The organism is Pseudomonas sp. MHK4 (assembly GCF_054600775.1).
On sequence record NZ_BAAIAK010000001.1, the window covers coordinates 520690 to 536948 of the forward strand.

Here is a 16259-nt window from a genome sequence, read left to right on the forward strand (position 1 = left end):
CATCAAGAACTTGACGGATGGTCGCCGATTATCAAGCCGCGAATGGCGTTGATGGCGCGTTCGCGGGCGCTTTTCAGCAATTGTGGAGAAAGGCTCGGCGGCTGCATGCCCCCTTCTGACAAGGGCATCACGCCCAGTGCGATATGCGCTTGCTCGAATTGTCTTTCCCGCCTTATCAATCCGCCCGACACGAGTTTGAAATAGAGTCTGCTGAAGCCCTCCTGCTGCTTGGGCGTGCCACGTACGCCCGTTGTCCGGTCGATGACTCCCAGTCGTTGTTCCAGTGCGTGGCGAAGCCGGGCTTTGCCCTTGCGTTGGATGGGCAGCGGAAATACCGCCACCGGACGCCCGGTCATGCAGGCCTCTGTCAGCATTGAAAGGCTGTCGCCGGTGACGATAAAGCCATCCGCCAGCGCGAGGAACGCAGGATAAGGATTGTCCTGCGTCTCACCGAATCGATACGACCAGCATGGAACGTCAATGGCCGACAGCAACGTATCGGTGGTCGTTGCAGAAGAGCGCGGACTGGTCGATAACAGAATCGAACCACCCAGGGCCTTGACCGCAGCATTGGCTTCACGGCCCAGGCGAATCTCAGCATCCGCGTCCATGCAATAGGGTGAGGCACTCGCTCCCACGAGGACGGCGATCCAGGGGCGAGGCAGTGAAGCGAAGCGTTGTCGCCATAGCTGCAGTTGCGCCTGATCCAGCGTGCGCGGGTTCATGTACGGGGCAGGGAGGTCCACGACGTTGTCCGCCAGGGCAAGCCCGTATTGCGGAGTCGACAGCACCAGGTCGAAGCGCCACAACGGGACCTGGGCTCGGCCCACATGGGCCAGTTGCGTCTTGCCCCCGGAGCGATGCTTGATCCATTGGGCAACCTGGGCGCAACGCCGTCCCGCACTCAAGACCAGCTCTGGCCAGGGCGCGCCCAGGCCCGGTACTGGCCGCCTGGGCAACCGGGTGCCCAGCAGGGCGTCGAGCAGATAAGGGCGGGGTGGGACGGTTATACGTTTGCATTCGTAGGGCCAGCCCAGCGCGTCGGCCATGGCAATCAGCTGTGCGTTGTCGCCTGCATGTTTGCTCAGCAGCACCCAGACCCTGGGGCTATCAGCCGTCTTGAGCCGCAACGCATAGTCAGCGACGAAGCGCTGCGTGCGACCCTTTTCATCCTCGCAGTCGAGCTGCCAGCAACGATCCGGGTAGCGCCGCGCGATGCGCCGCAGGAGTCGGCGCCAGCCGCTGACAGAACTGATCATCGAACCATCGCCACTGAGCCTGGCCTGAATGTAGAGCAAGCGGGTGGCCATACTGAACAGGCGATCGATGACCCAGGGCAAGTCTTGCGCAGCCAGCTTTTCAAGACCTTGGGCCGCGATAAAATCCTGAGGGGGTAAATCGACCTGGCGAAGCTGGTCGATATCGAACTGCCTGACCGCCGGGCCGAGTGCCTGCATTTGTTGCCATGGCCCGATCAGCCCGAGCTTCGCACACTGCAGCTTACGACTGAGCAGCTGGACATCTTGCGGGATAAGCGCCGGCTGCGTGGGGACTTCACGAATGGCGTGGACGAACTGAGGACTGGGCTGTGCTGCCGAGTAGAGCTCATACCCGCTGGCGTCTGCCGCTTCCTCAAGGCTGAGGAAAATTTCTGCGAAGGGATGGATCTGATAACTGTATTGGGCGGGAAGGGGTCTCCAGGGCTGTAGATGCAGGGTTGTGTAATGCAGCAAACGGGATTCGCCGTGTTTGTATTCCAGATCCCGTGCGTGCCAGATGGCATCCAGTATTCCAAAGCAGCCCGGTATTTCGGCTGCCAGCGCATGCAGCTTTTTTTTGCTGGTCGTGGTGGCTGCTTTCATGTTCCAGCAGCATTGCATCCGCTCGCAGTCGATGAGCATGACGGCCGTTTCCCTGGGCGCAAGCGCCAGGTAACCGTGCTCGCCCATCGGTTGGTCGAACAGAGGAGCCGGGTCGGCGGTATAGAGCTGATCGACGTCGTTATACAGGGCGCGACCGTGGCGCCCCGCCAGGTCCGGGATAGCGAAGCGATAATTGGTGAAACCGGTACGCCAGCCCGCCTGGGCGAATCCGGGCAGTCCCGTCATCCGGTAAATCTCATAGCGGCGGTCCGGGTTGCGCACTTGCGCCAGCGCATAGACAAACATGCGCTCGGCGCGGTATTGCGCAGGTTCGGTACCCAGGAATATGCGCACGGCGGGCGCCTGCGGTGCCCCGGCTCGGGCGGCCAGGACTATCGGCTCGATGCGCGGTATCGCAAGTGGGTCCCCTGTGTCCCCTGAGACGACGGGGTCGCAGGTATCGATACCTGGGGATGACTGCGCTGAACCCTCCAAGCGCATGAGCATTTCCTCGGAAAAATCAATCTCCACAGCATAGAGCCAAATACGAGAAGTCGAGGATAAAGTTTGCGTACGGTGCTTTTTTGAATCGAGGCGATGGGCGGGTGTCGAAAGATTCAACTGAGCGAATGGATTGTTCTAGTCTACCCAGCGAGTCTTTAAATGATCGCAGGGTCCTGCAAGTTCAAATCCTTAAATAGGAGCCCGGGAAGATGGGTCTATTCGAACAACGCACCCGTACAACTGCAATTCTGTTAAGCGCCGGGCAAGGACGACGGCTACTTCCCTATACGACGAACTCCCCCAAGTGCCTGATCGAGGTCGGTGGGCAGCGGGTCATAGAATGGCAGATCGATGCCCTGATGGCCGCCGGGATAAGTCGGATCACCGTGGTGATCGGCTATGGTGCAGAGCAGGTCGAACGGGTGTTGAACGAGCGCTACGGGCCCGGCGTCATTTCTACGATTTACAACCCGTTCTTTGAAGTTGCGGATAATCTGGCCAGTTGCTGGATGGCTCGCCAAATCATGCATGACGATTTCATCCTGCTAAATGGCGATACGTTATTCGACCAGCCAGTCCTGGAGCGACTGCTTGATGCGCCTGCCAGGGCAATTACACTCGCGGTCGACAGGAAACCGGCTTACGACAGCGACGATATGAAAGTCCAGCTCACCGGTGATCGAATCAGCGCCATCAGCAAACTGATTCCACTCGATTATGTCGACGGGGAATCTATTGGCATGATGCATTTTCAGACAGGGGGAGGACCGCTGTTTCGAAGTGCGCTGGAAGAAAGCATGCGCCGTCCCGAAGCCTTGCAAATGTGGTACTTGAGCATCATCGATTACCTGGCAGGGACTACCGGACAGGTGTTCGCACAGACAATCGAAGGGTTGGGCTGGGTGGAGTTGGACTATCCTGCCGACCTCAGGGCAGCGCAGGCACTGGTCAGGCCTTGGGCAGACCGCACGCTTGGCACAGAGCTCCCCCTTGCTCAGGGCGAGAAACCAGGGTCCTGACGCGGGGACGCAGACAGCAAACAGTCGCAATGAAATTCGGCGCTGCGCTCAAAGGCGGCACGGGCGAAAGAATATTCCCAGCGCTCGACGGTGACTTGCCTTGTTCGTTTGTCCAGATTGAGTCGATTGAACGAATTGGGGGCATTGCCGCGAATTCGTGATGACAGGGTCGTTCCCGCCTGCACCCCCCAGATTTCCCTGGACAGTCCGGCATATTGCTTGCTGAGCGCCTGCACGTAGGGAAGATGAATATGCCCTCCCATCACCAGGTCGAGCCCTGACGAGGCCCAGCGCTGCAGTGCAGCCCTTGCACCGATCTGCAGATTGCGCCGGTCGGAAGCGACGATCGAGCCGAACGGTTGATGAGCAACGACGATGCGCAGTTTTTGCGGATCGCATTTCTGCAGCCGCTCAGCCACTTCCTCGACTTGCCGGGCAGTGACCTTGCCGTCCTTGCGGCGGGCAGGGTGGGTGGTGTTCAAGCCGATGATCAATGCATCGTCATTCTCGAAAATGGGTGCGAGATTGCCGTCGATGTACCGGTGATAATTCCCGTAGGGTGAGAACAGGCGCGCGAGCAGGTTGTACAGGGGGATATCGTGGTTGCCGGGAATCGACAGGACTTGCGGTACGCCATAGTCCTTGATGCGCTTGATGAAGGCCTGCGCCGAAGCGAACTGCTCACGTCTGGCGCGTTGCGTGATGTCCCCTGAAAAAACCACCAGATCGGCGCCATGGGCCTTGACGTGCGTTTCGAACGCTTGCATGACGGGGAGCTGTTCTGTGCCGAAATGCGTATCGGAAATATGCAGAAGTCTGGTCATCGTTGCTGGAAATCCTGCCTCTATTCATGGGTTGCCTCTGTTGTTCGCGTTGGCGAGGAGCATCGTCATCAGCGTAGCCGGCGGCTTTTCAACAGGCGCCAGAGCAATGGCCAGGCAAAGACCAGCGGGAAACGGCGCAATCGATGAGTCACCTCGATGGGCTCACCCAAGTGGCGCTCCAGCTTCCAGATGAGATAGTCGACGCCGTTTTCGAAGGTGAAAAACGATTTGACCAGCCGCGCTACGTTCAACGTTCTTCCCTGGACTCGCCTGACTCTCCACTGTCGCTCGTTACCTCGTCGCGTTGCGGCCGGGCAAAGGTTGCGATAACCATCCTCTTCGTCCGCACAGGCTGCCAGGTGCTTCACGGCAGGCGCGGCGGCGCGGGTGATGCGTGAATAATAGGCCTGGTCGTGCCTGACGAGTTGCCCGGGGCGATCGGCTGACTCGGGACGCAGCTCGGCTGCGTAGCTCAGCGACAGTGCTCTTTCCCATAGGGAAAAGCTGTCGAATCGATCCGGTAGACTGGCGACGCAGCGCCCCATCAGCGTCATCACGGCTTGGGCCAGTGCGAAATGGATTCGCGCCTGTGTATCGGCGTCCTTGAAATAAACGAGCCGACACGGCTGGGCGAACCGGGCCCAGAGGTAGCTTTGAAACCACGAACCGGTGCCCGCTTCGAAGTCCTGCAGCGAGAGGATGGCGCATTTGGCATGGAGTATCTGGCCATCGGGCGCGGCAGCCCTGACAAGGATCACGGTGGGCGGCAGCCAGGCGTTGGCCAGCTGCTGCAAGCGCTTGTGATGCGCGTGAGCATAGTCATCGACCAGCGCATAAAAGTCGATCATGCCATCGGTGAGATCGCCGCTACGCAGGCATGAACCATAGACCAGCAGCGCCACCAGTGCATCGCCCAGGCGTGTGTGCAATGCCTGGACAATCCCGTCCAGCTCGCCGGGCATCGGTTGCGTGCATTGCTCCCTGACCTGTTCAAGCAAGTCCGCGGGGGGCGGCATGGAATCAAGGGCGCGCATCGAATCTCAAGTGTCCTGAAAGGTCATGAAGCGGATCGGGTCCGTGGCGGCTAGCGTGATCGTGCCCTGTGCTGGAAAAATTTCACCGTCCAGCACGTACTCCTCAGCACCGTCGAGGTCCATCCGGGTGAAGTTGTGGCTGAAGTAACCATCCTGCTCCTTGATCATCGAGTTGGCCCGCCCCCAGAGCAGGAACGGCAGGATGAAGGCCAGACGCTTGGGCCGATGCCTGATGGCGGTGAGATGAATGGGCGCCTGTTCGGTGCCCCAGTAAGGTCTCATCCCGGCCAGGAGCCTGTTCAGGGTCGTGGCAAACACCACCAGCCAGTCGCCTTCCCAGGCACCGCGATGGGTGCCCAGGCGAGCAGGCAATGCCCTGAACAGATCGTGTGGCAAGGTGTGCAGCGCTGAAAGCAGCATTCGGCCGAACGCCAGCGACGGTCCCAGCGCCCCGGGTACGCGCTTGGGCCGCAGCTCCCGATGGTAATAGCGCACGCCGTTCACAACCGCGCCAACGCCGAAGAACATCCCGAATCGCGGCCCGTGGTCCAGCGGGCCATCAACCCGAAGCGCGGCGCGCGAGACGATGGTTGGCGTGACGGCATTGCCGGCAAGCCAGGCGGACAAGCCCGCCAGGGCCTTTTCGACGCTCAGGCGCGGGCCCAGATCGATCGCGCTCATGTTGGTGGTACCCCCCGGGACCACCAGAATGGTGGGCACGCTTGCCGGTTCGCGGCTCAGCAGAATGGAGAGGGCGGCTTGCAGGGTTCCGTCGCCACCGAGGATGACCAGCAGGTCGCTTTCCCTGAGCTGGAAGTGGCGCACCGCGTCGGCGATCTCCTGCGGGGCGGTCGCTTCGAGCACTGCCGCGCCGGGAACGTTGCGGGCGAGCAGGCGGAACCTGGGCAAGGCGCGCCGAATGGTTCCGCTGCAAGGATTGAGCACGATCCCGACTTTCCGTGGCCGCGGGCAGGCGTCATGCATCGTTGAGGCCCGAGCGGGGCGCGAACATTCGCACGATCAAACGGTCATGTTCGGCGCTCATGTCAATTCGGCTGAGCCAGGGCTGTGGCGGGTGCCCTCGGTATTTCAAGACAATGGCGGACACCGAGCGAACCCCCAGCACCAGCGTCGAGAAGCACGTCCAGACGGCCACCCAGATCAACCCCGTGTCATGGGCGTCCAGCGCCCATAGGCAGGTCAGGATGAGCAAGTTGGGATTACGCCGCGCGGTGACCAGCCTGTTGAGTGAGTCGAACGGGCGCCAGAGAAACAGCGAAAAAGGCGCGGCAAACTTGAACGCCAGCTCGCACAGCCGACCTGCGACATAGCCCAGGCAAATGGCCCAGAGCACGGGATCGAGGGGTATGTCCGAGTCCCACGTCGCCTCATAGCCCATTCCCCACGCGATATACCAGAGCGGCGGGTGAATCAGGTCCAGGCCATGGTCGAAAATGTTGCCGAAGCGAGTGGAGGTCACGGTCACGCGTGCCAGCTTGCCATCCACCGTATCCAGGAACGTCATCAGCCAGCCGGCTACCAGGCCCGCGCCGAAATGCCCATGCCAGAACAGAATGCCTGCCAGGATGGCCAGGACATAGCTGGCCGCCGTGACCTGATTGGGACTGAGCCCCAGCCGCACGCACCAGACGGTGGCCCAGCGAGCCGGGACAGGCCAGACCGCTCGAGTGATGAAGTCGGTGACGCCTTTGTAGGAACCGTTGAACAGGGACTTCTCAAGATGCGCCTGATTGGCGTCGGTGATAGGCGCGACCCACGGCGGATCGAATTTGCGCAGTTGAGTCTGCATCGCGGTCGCCACGGTGCCGGGAACCACTTTGCGCAGTCCGGCTACGGCGTCACTGTCCAGGCTGGGCAAGTGTGCGAGCCGGTCGACACTGGCATGGGCTGCGACGATGGTGCCGGTCCGTGGATCCTGTAGAGCGACATCAGGCGTTGCCATCAGCCCGCGGAGCACGCGGTCATCGTAAAGGTAATCCTCGCGCAACAGGACGACCTCGCCTTGTGCCGGCAACGGATCGTCCGCATCGCAGAGATGGGCGTTGGGATGCTTTGCAAGCATGCGGCCCAATCGCTCCCTGGAAGTCAGGCCCCACAGCCGCACCGGGCTGCTACAGATCAGGTATACGGGAGTCTTCATTTTTGCGCCTGCGCCGAATCACGTTGATCGAAGGAGCGGGCGGCAACGCCCTGTCCGTTGAATAGCAAGACCGGTTTCAACGATTGCCCCGGTCCAGGTATCCCACCATCACAATAGCCACTGCGAGCAAGGCCAGTGCCGGCCCCAACGTAGTGATCAGGGTGTTCATCTTCAGCAGTAGACCGAGGTTGACGATGATCTGGTTACTTACATAGACCATTAACCCGACGAGCGCACCCAAAGCCAACCGCGCCCCCAGGTTGGGCGAACGCGGTTGGGCAAAGGCGAACGGGACGGCGAACAGGATCATCGCCAGGGTCAGGATCGGTCGCCCGAGCTTTTGCCACATTGCCATTTCATATTGTGCCGAGGGCTGGCCCGAGCCCTTGAGGTACGCGATGTAACGGTAGAGCTGGCGAGCCGACAGGCTTTCGGTTGGCAGCGTGATGTCGCCCAATCGTGCTCCGCCAAAAATCGAGTGCCAAGGCATGTGATCGAGTTGTTGCGTGGTTTGAATGCCCTGGTCCCACTTTTTTACCTGGACGTTGTTCAAACGCCATTGGCCAGCGTCCTGTATGTCCGCCGTCTCTGCGAAGATGTAGGAAACCAGTGAACGGTCATTGTCGAACCTGAATATTTCAATATTGACCGGCAACCGTTTGTGCGCAAGATTGCCAATACGTACGATCTGATCCTCCTCTCGAGCCCATACGCTGCCCTGATCGTTGCTGGCCTGCGCGCCGGCGGCCATGGCCTCGTTGCGCAGTTCCAGGCCATCTTGCTGCAGGGGAGAGGCCACCCATTCATCCAGCGCCGCCCATGCCAGCGCCAACGCGAGCCCGGCCAGTGTCGCCGTGAACCCGATCCGGGCAATCGACAGCCCGGTGGCGCGCATGACCGTCAGTTCCCGGGTGGCTGACAATTGACCCAGTGCGGCAATGCCACCCAGCAGGGCAATAAAGGGTCCAAGCTCGACAACACGGCGTGGCAGGGTCATGAATACGACTTCGATGGCCTGGCTCAACCGGTATCCGCCAGGCGTCACGTCGTCAAGTTCACCCACCAGGTCGAGGGTGGTGAACAGCGGTAGCAGCAGCGCGGCCGCCGCCGCGAAACCGAAGAACACATGACGGGCAATGTAGCGGTCGAGGATTTTCATCGGTAGCCGAACCGAAAGTGTGCCAGATCGCGCACCAGGAAAATCAGCAGGGCCAGGCTCATCAGCAGCGGTACTGTCCACAAGCCCGGAAACAGGGGCAGGGTGTTGTTGCCCACCATCGTCTTGCAGATGTCCGCTGCGTAGTAGATCAGGGCGAAGACGGCGGTCACGGGCAGCAGGGTAGCGAATCGTCCCTGCCTGGGCCGGGTGCGGCTCAACGGGATGGCGAGCAATGCAAGCACCGTCGCGCTGACACCCCGCGTCTGGCGCCATTGCAATTCGGCCTTGTCCAGGGGCGCGCTGGAGGCCTTCAGCACTTCGTTGGAAGCCGCCTTGCGCTTACCCTCGGCGGCCCGTTCGATGGGTAGCAAGTGCAGCCGCATATGCTCAAACGTTTCCGAAATGTCCCGTGAAGTGCTGTGCTTGAGCAAATAGGAATGGCCTTGCGTCAGCTCCACGATCGGATCGTTCGGATCTGGATCGAGGATGCGGGCTTGCCCGGCGCGAAACACCCGGGATCTCGAGTCACCCGGATCATAGATCAGCACATCGTGGAGCCGGCCATCAGTGCGGTCGATCCGTTCTGCCAGGATCATCCTGCCGTTTTCGTTGTTCAGGTTGAACCGTTGCGCTTGCAGATGATTGACGTCCAGGTCTGTTCGCGATTGCTGTTCCAGTACATAGGCCTGCGTATACGCCCAGGGGCGCCCGTAGAGCGAAAGCACTGCCACCGCCAGCGAGATCGGGATGGCCAGCAGCAGGACGGCCCGATAGATCCGCAGCGGGCTTGCACCCGAGGCCGCTATCGCAATGATTTCGCAATCATGGCACAGCCGTCCAACCGCCAGGGTCACCGAGGCATATAACGCCACAGGCACCAGCATTTCGAGGGCAATCAGTACCTTGTAGAACACCATCTGCAGCACTGACTGCAAAGCGAGCGTTCCCTCGACGGCGTCAGAGAGATACCGTTCTGCGCAATAGCTGGCAAAGATGAACACCAGGATGCTGACCATCACCATTACCGGCCGCCGGATCTCGGCGATCACGTAGCGTTCGATCAGGAACATGTCCCGGGCCCTGGGCTTTCGCCGAGCCCGCACCGCGCTCGCGCGATCGGGCATTGCTGCCGTCCAGATACATCAGGTATCGCTCGGTATCGATTGATTTCTCTGGGCATGAAACCTCTCCACCATTTGATAATCCAGCGGCGAATCGACATCGATGGCGGCCTCCGCGAAGGGCATGATCACCGCGCCGAGACTGACTCCCAACCTGCCGGAAAGCTGTTGCAGCGCCTGTTCCAGGGTTAACCGCCCCAACAGATAGCGCAGTACTCCCCCCAGGCCCAGCGCGCCGGCGATGACCCGCCGGGGGTGCTTGCGATCCTGTTCGACCCGTTGCCAGTAGCTGGCGAGGCGTCGAGCGTCCTCAGTCATGAAGGCAAACAGGTTGCTGCCGCAATACGGGCCGCCGCGAAGCCGAATGCTGGTGCGGCGGGTTCCTGGAAAACCCGCCAGAACCGTATCCAGCGGTGTCACCGCCACCACAAAGTCATGGCCGCCTGCAGTCGCTTGCTGAAGAAAATAGTCGACCATCTCCCGGCAGAGCAGCGCATGATCCGCCGTCGTCACCAACACTGGCCTGTCTGCGGGTTGACGCTCGAGCGCCCGCGCCGCACTGGCACTGGGGGAGTTGGCGGGTTGCAGCCAACTGACTCTGGCGGTGTCCAGCAGTTGCGTCATCGAGGCATCTTGCGCAAGTAAATGTCGCGCAGGGCCCACCAGTACGATTCGATCGATCCGGTCACTGGCCTCCAGCGCCTCGATGACGCGACGGACCATGGGTACACCTGCTACTGGCACCAGTGCCTTGCAGCCCGTCCCGGCCATGGCGGCAACGGGATCGGCCGGGCCCCTGTCTGCGGCCAGGACCAGAGCGGTGAACGGTCCGGGCTCAAATTCGCTTTTCATAAATTCGGTAGCGTTTGTAGGCGGTGGCACCGATCTGGTCGAGAATCTTGCGCATGACCGCATTCGATTCCAGGATCCAGGACATTTCCAGGGCTTCTATGCCGCGCTTGACGAAGGGCGGCTTGAGCGCTTCGATCAACAGCAAGGCGAGTGTGGGTCCCAATCGGCTGAACTGGTAGGCCTGCTTGACACCCATCAAGGGCACGCGTGCAGTACGGGTGCCCTTGACATACAGCCGCCACAGCAGTCGCAGCCAGCCAAAGGGCAGCAAGCGCCCCTTGAGGGAGGCGATGGCTTCGTTGATGTTGGGTATGGCCACGATAAACGCGCAGGGGTCGCCGTCGACTTCGGCGATGTACAACAGGTCCTTGGGGACCAGCAGCCTCAACTGGCTGCCGAGCTCGAAGAATTCGGCTTCGGTGAAGGGTACGAAGCCCCAATTGCGGCTCCAGGCGTCATTGAATATTTCCCGCACAATTCCCATGTCCCGCCGGAACTGACGGGTGTCCAGGGGCCGGATCACCACGCGTTTTCGCTCACGCGCCATCATCGCCGACAAGGCCGGTGGGAAGTGCAATTGGTCGGTGCGCATCCAGTAGGCGAGCAGATCCTTCGCTTGCCGGTAGCCCAGGTCGGCGAGCCTTTGGTCATAAAAGCGCTGGCCGTGTCCCATCATGGCGGACGGGGGACGATCGAACCCTTCCACCAACAGTCCGCTTTCCTGGTTGATGGTCAGGTTGAAGGGGCCTGTGATGCAGGCAGCGCCTCGTTCACGCAGCCAGGCCTCTGCCGCCGCGAACAGGCTGTCGAATACGGCGGGGTCGTCCACGGCTTCGAGCATCCCGAAATGACCCGAATCATGGCCGTGCAATTGCCGGTGAAGGCTGTCGATCTGTGCAGTGATACGCCCCACGACTTCAGTTCCCGACCAGGCCAGCCACGCCTGCCATGTCAGATGAGGGGACGCCGGATTCTTTTCCGAAAGCAGTTCATGGCGCTCGTAATGGATCGGCTCGATCCAGCAAGGATCGTTGCGATACAGGGTGCCGGGGAAACTGATGAATGTCTTGAGCTCCAAGCGTGTGAGGACGGGTCGCGTAATGATGGGTAACTTCTTATCGATCATCGTTGGCCACAAAAGTCCGTTGCAGTTGAACTAGCATCCAATTTTCGGTACCTGGGAGAGCGTAGCTGAAGTATTGGCGAAGGGCGCGGCCGCTGAAAATATTGGTGCTGGAGCGTTATTAAGCGCTAATAAACCGTGCATCTTTGCGACCAATGTCTCGTTTGAGAACGGAGTGCTATAACGATGCGATACTCGCCGGTCGTCGCTCACCCGGGAAAAAATTTGCGATCACCCAGATGCCGATTAGTATTGCGTGAGGCTTTGTAAAATAACTGAAAAGGCCGAGCCGGATATTTCCGGGGCCTGGACTCCATGAAACGGATTTGAGGGCAGTAAAACGGCACGTGTTTTACTGGCGTTGCTGATTAACCCGCTATTTGACTTATCCTTACATGGGCTAAATGGATGGGTGTTCCTTTATGTCTGCGACCCTTGCAAAACAGGCACTCCCCCAACGTCTAGCCGACTTCTCCACGCTAGTGGAAGCACTCGATTATGCCGCCTCAGGTCAGACCGGCATGAACTTCTACGACAGGCATTGCCACTTGAGTACAGCGGTTGAATACGCGACGCTCAGAAGTAATGCTGTCGCGATTGCTCATCGATTACTTGGGCTCAAGTTGAAGAAAGGCGACCGGGTGGCACTCATTGCCGATACGCACCCAAGCTTTGTCGAGTCCTTTTTCGCCTGCCAATATGCCGGTCTGGTCGCCGTTCCTCTTCTGGTTCCTTCCAGCCTGGGTAGCCATCGTTCTTACGTGGACAAATTGAAAGGGCTGTTCGCCAACTGCACACCGGCGGCCGTTCTAGGGTTGCAGGAATGGCTTCCCTATATCCGCGAAGCACTGGAGGACACCCGCCAGGTGTTCGTCGGGACTGTTGAGACATTAAGCGAAGTGCCCGCCGTGCAGGCGCTTCCCACCGTCCTGCCGGAGGACGTCGCCTACTTGCAATACACGTCCGGCAGTACCCGCTTTCCTCGTGGCGTGATCATTACCCAGCGTGCGGTGATGGCCAACGTCAGGGGCATCGTCGTGAACGGTGTCGGCGTTCGCCCGGGGGACCGGTGCGCCTCCTGGTTGCCCTTTTACCATGACATGGGGCTGGTGGGTTTTGTCCTCGCGCCCATGGCGGCGCAACTGACTGTCGATTATCTGCACACCCGGGATTTCGCCACTCGGCCCGGGCAATGGCTCAAGCTCATCAGCCAGAATCGGGTGACCGTTTCGGTCGCTCCGCCGTTCGGTTATGACCTGTGTACGCGGCGAGTCCGGGACCCGGAAAAAGCGACGCTGGATCTCTCCTGCTGGCGAGTCGCGGGGATCGGGGCCGAACCCATTCGGGCATCGGTGCTGGCCCGTTTCGCGGATTGTTTCCTCGACACCGGATTCGATCCGGCTGCATTCACCCCTTGTTACGGTCTGGCGGAAAGCACGCTGGCCGTCAGCTTCGCCCGCCGCGGGGTGTTGGTCGATCATATCGATCGTCAGGTACTTGAGTGTCAGCTCAGGGCGCAGAAGTGCGCCGCCGATGATCCTGGAAGCTGTTCCTTCACCAATTGTGGCGCGCCCTTGCCCGGCCATCGCGTCGAAATCCGCAACGCGGCGGGGCGGGTGGTTACGGAGCGTGAGGTAGGGCAGATATTCGTGCAGGGGCCCAGCGTAATGTCAGGTTATTTCAATGACCCGCAGAGCACCCTGGCAGCGTTGAAAGATGACTGGCTGGACACCGGTGACCTGGGGTATCTGTCCCAAGATGAACTCCATATCACCGGTCGGCGCAAGGATTTGCTCATCGTGCGCGGTCGCAACATCTGGCCGCAGGATATTGAATACCTGGTGGAGTCCGAACCCGAACTGAGGCCCGGCGATGCCATCGTATTTGTCGTTCCCGGCGATGATGAGCCTCAGGTCGTGGTCCAGATTCAATGCCGCATTCGTGAGCCGGAAAGTCGCGAGCAACTGGTCCGTACCCTGGTCGCGAAGATCATCAGTGAATTCGGTCTCGCCGCCGAGGTACACCTTGTACCGCCTCATTCGCTGCCGCGAACCTCCTCGGGCAAGCCTTCCCGTGCCGAAGCCCTTGAGCGATTCATGGCCCAGGCGGACGCCGATCTTGCGTGTCCTGCACTGGAGGAAATGTGAGCGCTCGCGTTGTTTCGCTCACAGGTGCAACTGGCTTCATCGGCAGTGTCCTGCGCGAACGACTCGTCGCCCGTGGCGTGCAGGTCCGTGCCTTGGCTCGCTCCCGGAGCGGAACGGCACAGGATGGAACACAGTGGGTCAGGGGAACACTGGAAGATGCGCAGGCCCTCGCCGAGCTCATCAAGGGGGCGGATGCCGTCATTCACTGCGCAGGCAAGGTCAGGGGCAGGGACGCCCGGGACTTCGATACGGTCAATGTGCAGGGCAGCAAGCGCTTGATGGATGCGGCGCGGCTAAGCGGCAGTTGCAAGCGTTTTCTGCTGATCTCGTCCCTTGCGGCCAGGCATCCTACGTTGTCCTGGTACGCCGCTTCCAAATTCGAAGGCGAACGGCAGGTCAAGGCCGCCGCCGGGGCGATTCCCGTGTGCATTTTCAGGCCAACCGCGGTGTATGGACCGGGCGACCGCGAGTTGCGTCCGGTGTTCGAATGGTTACTGCGCGGCTGGCTGGTAACCCTTGGTCGAGACAATTCACAGTTCAGTTTTCTTCATGTGGAAGATCTGGTCAGTGCCGCCTTGCAATGGCTGGATGCACCTGTGGGGCAATCGCAGACCTTTGAGTTATGTGACGGCCAGGCGCAGGGATACGACTGGGCAAGCCTGGCGAGCATCGCCTCCGACATCCGCAATGCCCCGGTACGGCAAGCGGCAGTGCCTGCCGCGGTATTGAAAGGGATCGCACGAGCGAACCTGATGCTGTCTCGTTTCACCCGGCAGGCGCCCATGCTGACCCCCGGTAAAGTCAATGAGCTGATGCACCCTGACTGGACATGCAGCAATGCCCGCATCAGCGCGACATTGGGCTGGGAACCCCGGATTCTCTTACGGCAAGCGTTGCGCAATCACCAGTTCTGATCGGGCCAAGAGCCACTGAACTCAAGGAGACCCACGATGATCACACAACAAGCGATACTCGAAAGGGTGATGATGCTCATCGGGCGATTCGCACCTCCAGGAACGCCAATCAACCCCAATACCGACCTGGCCCAGGACCTGGGGATGGAGTCGATAAAGGTGATGGACATGCTGATGGAACTGGAAGACGAATTCGACATCTCGATCCATCTCAATATCTTGATGGATGTGCGCACGCCTGAGCAGTTGGCTCACGCCATTCTCAACCTGATGGAGCATGCCAATGGGACTGTTTGACAAATTCGGCAAGTTGGCAGCCGAGCGCGCCAGTCTCTCGGATTCACAACTGCATCCCTTTGGAATTCGCATCGACGAGATGTATTCCCCGACCGAGGGCAGTATCCAGGGGCAAAGGGTCATTCTGGCCGGCACCAATAATTATCTCGGGTTGACCTTCGACCCCGAAAGCATCAAGGCGGCGCAGCGTTCACTGGAGCTTGAAGGCACCGGCACCACCGGCTCTCGCATGGCCAACGGCAGCTACGCCGGGCACAGCGCGCTGGAGGAGGAGCTGGTTGATTTTCTCGGGCGGCGCTCCGTCATTGTGTTCTCGACAGGCTATGTCGCCAATCTGGGGGTCATCGGAACGCTGGCGGGCGCGCGCGAGGTGGTGCTGCTTGACGCCGATTGCCACGCGAGCATCTACGACGCTTGCAAGCTGGGAGGGGCGGAAATCATCCGTTTTCGCCATAACGATGTCGCGGACCTGGAACGGCGCATGGTCCGGCTCGGCGACCGCGCGCGGGAAGCGATTATCGTGGTGGAAGGCATCTACAGCATGCTGGGTGACCAGGCTCCGCTCAGGGAAATAGTCGAGGTCAAGCGCCGCCTCGGAGGTTACCTGCTGGTTGACGAGGCGCATTCCTTTGGCGTCCTGGGGGCCAACGGGCGAGGGCTGGCCGAGGAGTTGGGCGTGGACTCGGAGGTGGACATCCTGTTGGGCACGTTCAGCAAGAGCCTGGGCGCCGTCGGCGGATTTGCCGCCTGTCACGATGCGCAAATGGACCTGCTTCGCTATGCCAGCAGACCTTATATTTTTACCGCGTCACCCGCCCCCTCGGCGATTGCCTCGGTAAGGTCGGCGCTGGCAGCCATCAAGGAACGCCCGCAGCTGCGGCGTCAGCTGTGGTCGAACGCCCGGCGGCTTTATCAAGGTTTGGCAGAGTCAGGCTACCAGTTGGGGCCGCAAGCCAGTCCAGTGATCGCCGTCATGCTGAAGTCACCTCACGAGGGCCTGGCCGTCTGGCGGGCGCTGATAGAGAAGGGCGTCTATGTCAATCTGGTCCTTCCTCCCGCGACGCCCGGCGCCGTCACCCTGGTGCGCTGCAGCGTCAGTGCGGCCCATACACCTGAACAAATAGACCGGATCATCGAGGCCTTCGCTTCATTGCGTAGCCCGATGGGCCTCGTCACAGTGGGCGCTTGATGAGTGTCGCGGCTGTCGGTGAGCTAATCTTTACCTACGTCATAGTGAACGAC

14 protein-coding genes are annotated in these 16259 nt (G+C 60.4%); 5 read left to right on the forward strand and 9 right to left on the reverse strand.

Translation table 11 applies throughout. The features are described 5' to 3' along the window. Positions 1 to 2: 2 nt before the first annotated feature. The gene (locus tag ACYP2Q_RS02240; protein WP_459728969.1) at positions 3 to 2483 is read right to left on the reverse strand and encodes an ELM1/GtrOC1 family putative glycosyltransferase; all 2481 of its coding nucleotides are present in this window, start codon (positions 2481 to 2483) and stop codon (positions 3 to 5) included. 92 nt (positions 2484 to 2575) lie between these two features. Between ACYP2Q_RS02240 and ACYP2Q_RS02245 the strand changes: the two genes are divergently transcribed. After that, entirely contained in the window at positions 2576 to 3385 is an 810-nt protein-coding gene (locus tag ACYP2Q_RS02245) for a phosphocholine cytidylyltransferase family protein (RefSeq protein ID WP_459728970.1), read from the forward strand. Here the strand turns inward: ACYP2Q_RS02245 and ACYP2Q_RS02250 are convergent. The 8 genes from ACYP2Q_RS02250 to ACYP2Q_RS02285 all read right to left on the reverse strand — a co-directional run bounded on the left by ACYP2Q_RS02250 (position 3361) and on the right by ACYP2Q_RS02285 (position 11662). Further along, positions 3361 to 4209 (reverse strand): metallophosphoesterase family protein, encoded by an 849-nt coding sequence (locus tag ACYP2Q_RS02250; RefSeq protein ID WP_459728972.1) that lies wholly within the window; start codon positions 4207 to 4209, stop codon positions 3361 to 3363. The genes ACYP2Q_RS02245 and ACYP2Q_RS02250 overlap by 25 nt on opposite strands. Positions 4210 to 4277: 68 nt before the next feature. Beyond that, positions 4278 to 5243 (reverse strand): hypothetical protein, encoded by a 966-nt coding sequence (locus tag ACYP2Q_RS02255; protein WP_459728973.1) that lies wholly within the window; start codon positions 5241 to 5243, stop codon positions 4278 to 4280. 6 nt (positions 5244 to 5249) lie between these two features. Then, positions 5250 to 6188: a diacylglycerol/lipid kinase family protein gene (locus ACYP2Q_RS02260; RefSeq protein ID WP_459728974.1), complete on the reverse strand. Its 939-nt coding sequence runs from the start codon at positions 6186 to 6188 to the stop codon at positions 5250 to 5252. Between the two features lie 31 nt (positions 6189 to 6219). Then, entirely contained in the window at positions 6220 to 7404 is a 1185-nt protein-coding gene (locus tag ACYP2Q_RS02265) for a CDP-alcohol phosphatidyltransferase family protein (protein WP_459728975.1), read from the reverse strand. Between the two features lie 76 nt (positions 7405 to 7480). Further along, positions 7481 to 8563 (reverse strand): LPS export ABC transporter permease LptG, encoded by a 1083-nt coding sequence (gene lptG / locus ACYP2Q_RS02270; protein ID WP_459728977.1) that lies wholly within the window; start codon positions 8561 to 8563, stop codon positions 7481 to 7483. Further along, positions 8560 to 9633 carry an LPS export ABC transporter permease LptF gene (lptF, locus tag ACYP2Q_RS02275; protein ID WP_459728978.1) on the reverse strand — a complete coding sequence of 358 codons (1074 nt, stop codon included), beginning with the start codon at positions 9631 to 9633 and terminating at the stop codon, positions 8560 to 8562. The genes lptG and lptF overlap by 4 nt, the downstream gene beginning before the upstream one ends. Before the next feature lie 72 nt (positions 9634 to 9705). After that, a complete protein-coding gene (locus ACYP2Q_RS02280) occupies positions 9706 to 10536 on the reverse strand; it encodes a nucleotidyltransferase family protein (RefSeq protein WP_459728979.1) in 831 nt (276 codons plus the stop codon). Then, positions 10520 to 11662 carry an N-acetyltransferase gene (locus ACYP2Q_RS02285; RefSeq protein ID WP_459728980.1) on the reverse strand — a complete coding sequence of 381 codons (1143 nt, stop codon included), beginning with the start codon at positions 11660 to 11662 and terminating at the stop codon, positions 10520 to 10522. The genes ACYP2Q_RS02280 and ACYP2Q_RS02285 overlap by 17 nt, the downstream gene beginning before the upstream one ends. A 419-nt stretch (positions 11663 to 12081) precedes the next feature. On the opposite strand from ACYP2Q_RS02285, the gene ACYP2Q_RS02290 reads away from it, so the two are divergent. From ACYP2Q_RS02290 to spt, 4 genes are read left to right on the forward strand one after another with little or no spacing between them, the layout of a single operon-like run. Further along, positions 12082 to 13806 (forward strand): fatty acyl-AMP ligase, encoded by a 1725-nt coding sequence (locus ACYP2Q_RS02290; protein WP_459728981.1) that lies wholly within the window; start codon positions 12082 to 12084, stop codon positions 13804 to 13806. After that, positions 13803 to 14720, forward strand: a complete 918-nt coding sequence (locus tag ACYP2Q_RS02295) for an NAD-dependent epimerase/dehydratase family protein (RefSeq protein WP_459728982.1) — start codon at positions 13803 to 13805, stop codon at positions 14718 to 14720. Before ACYP2Q_RS02290 ends, ACYP2Q_RS02295 begins: the two co-directional genes overlap by 4 nt. Positions 14721 to 14756: 36 nt before the next feature. After that, complete coding sequence (locus tag ACYP2Q_RS02300) at positions 14757 to 15017, forward strand: acyl carrier protein (RefSeq protein ID WP_459728983.1); 261 nt, start codon at positions 14757 to 14759, stop codon at positions 15015 to 15017. Beyond that, positions 15004 to 16206: a serine palmitoyltransferase gene (gene spt, locus ACYP2Q_RS02305; RefSeq protein WP_459728984.1), complete on the forward strand. Its 1203-nt coding sequence runs from the start codon at positions 15004 to 15006 to the stop codon at positions 16204 to 16206. The genes ACYP2Q_RS02300 and spt overlap by 14 nt, the downstream gene beginning before the upstream one ends. The last annotated feature ends 53 nt before the right edge of the window (positions 16207 to 16259 follow it).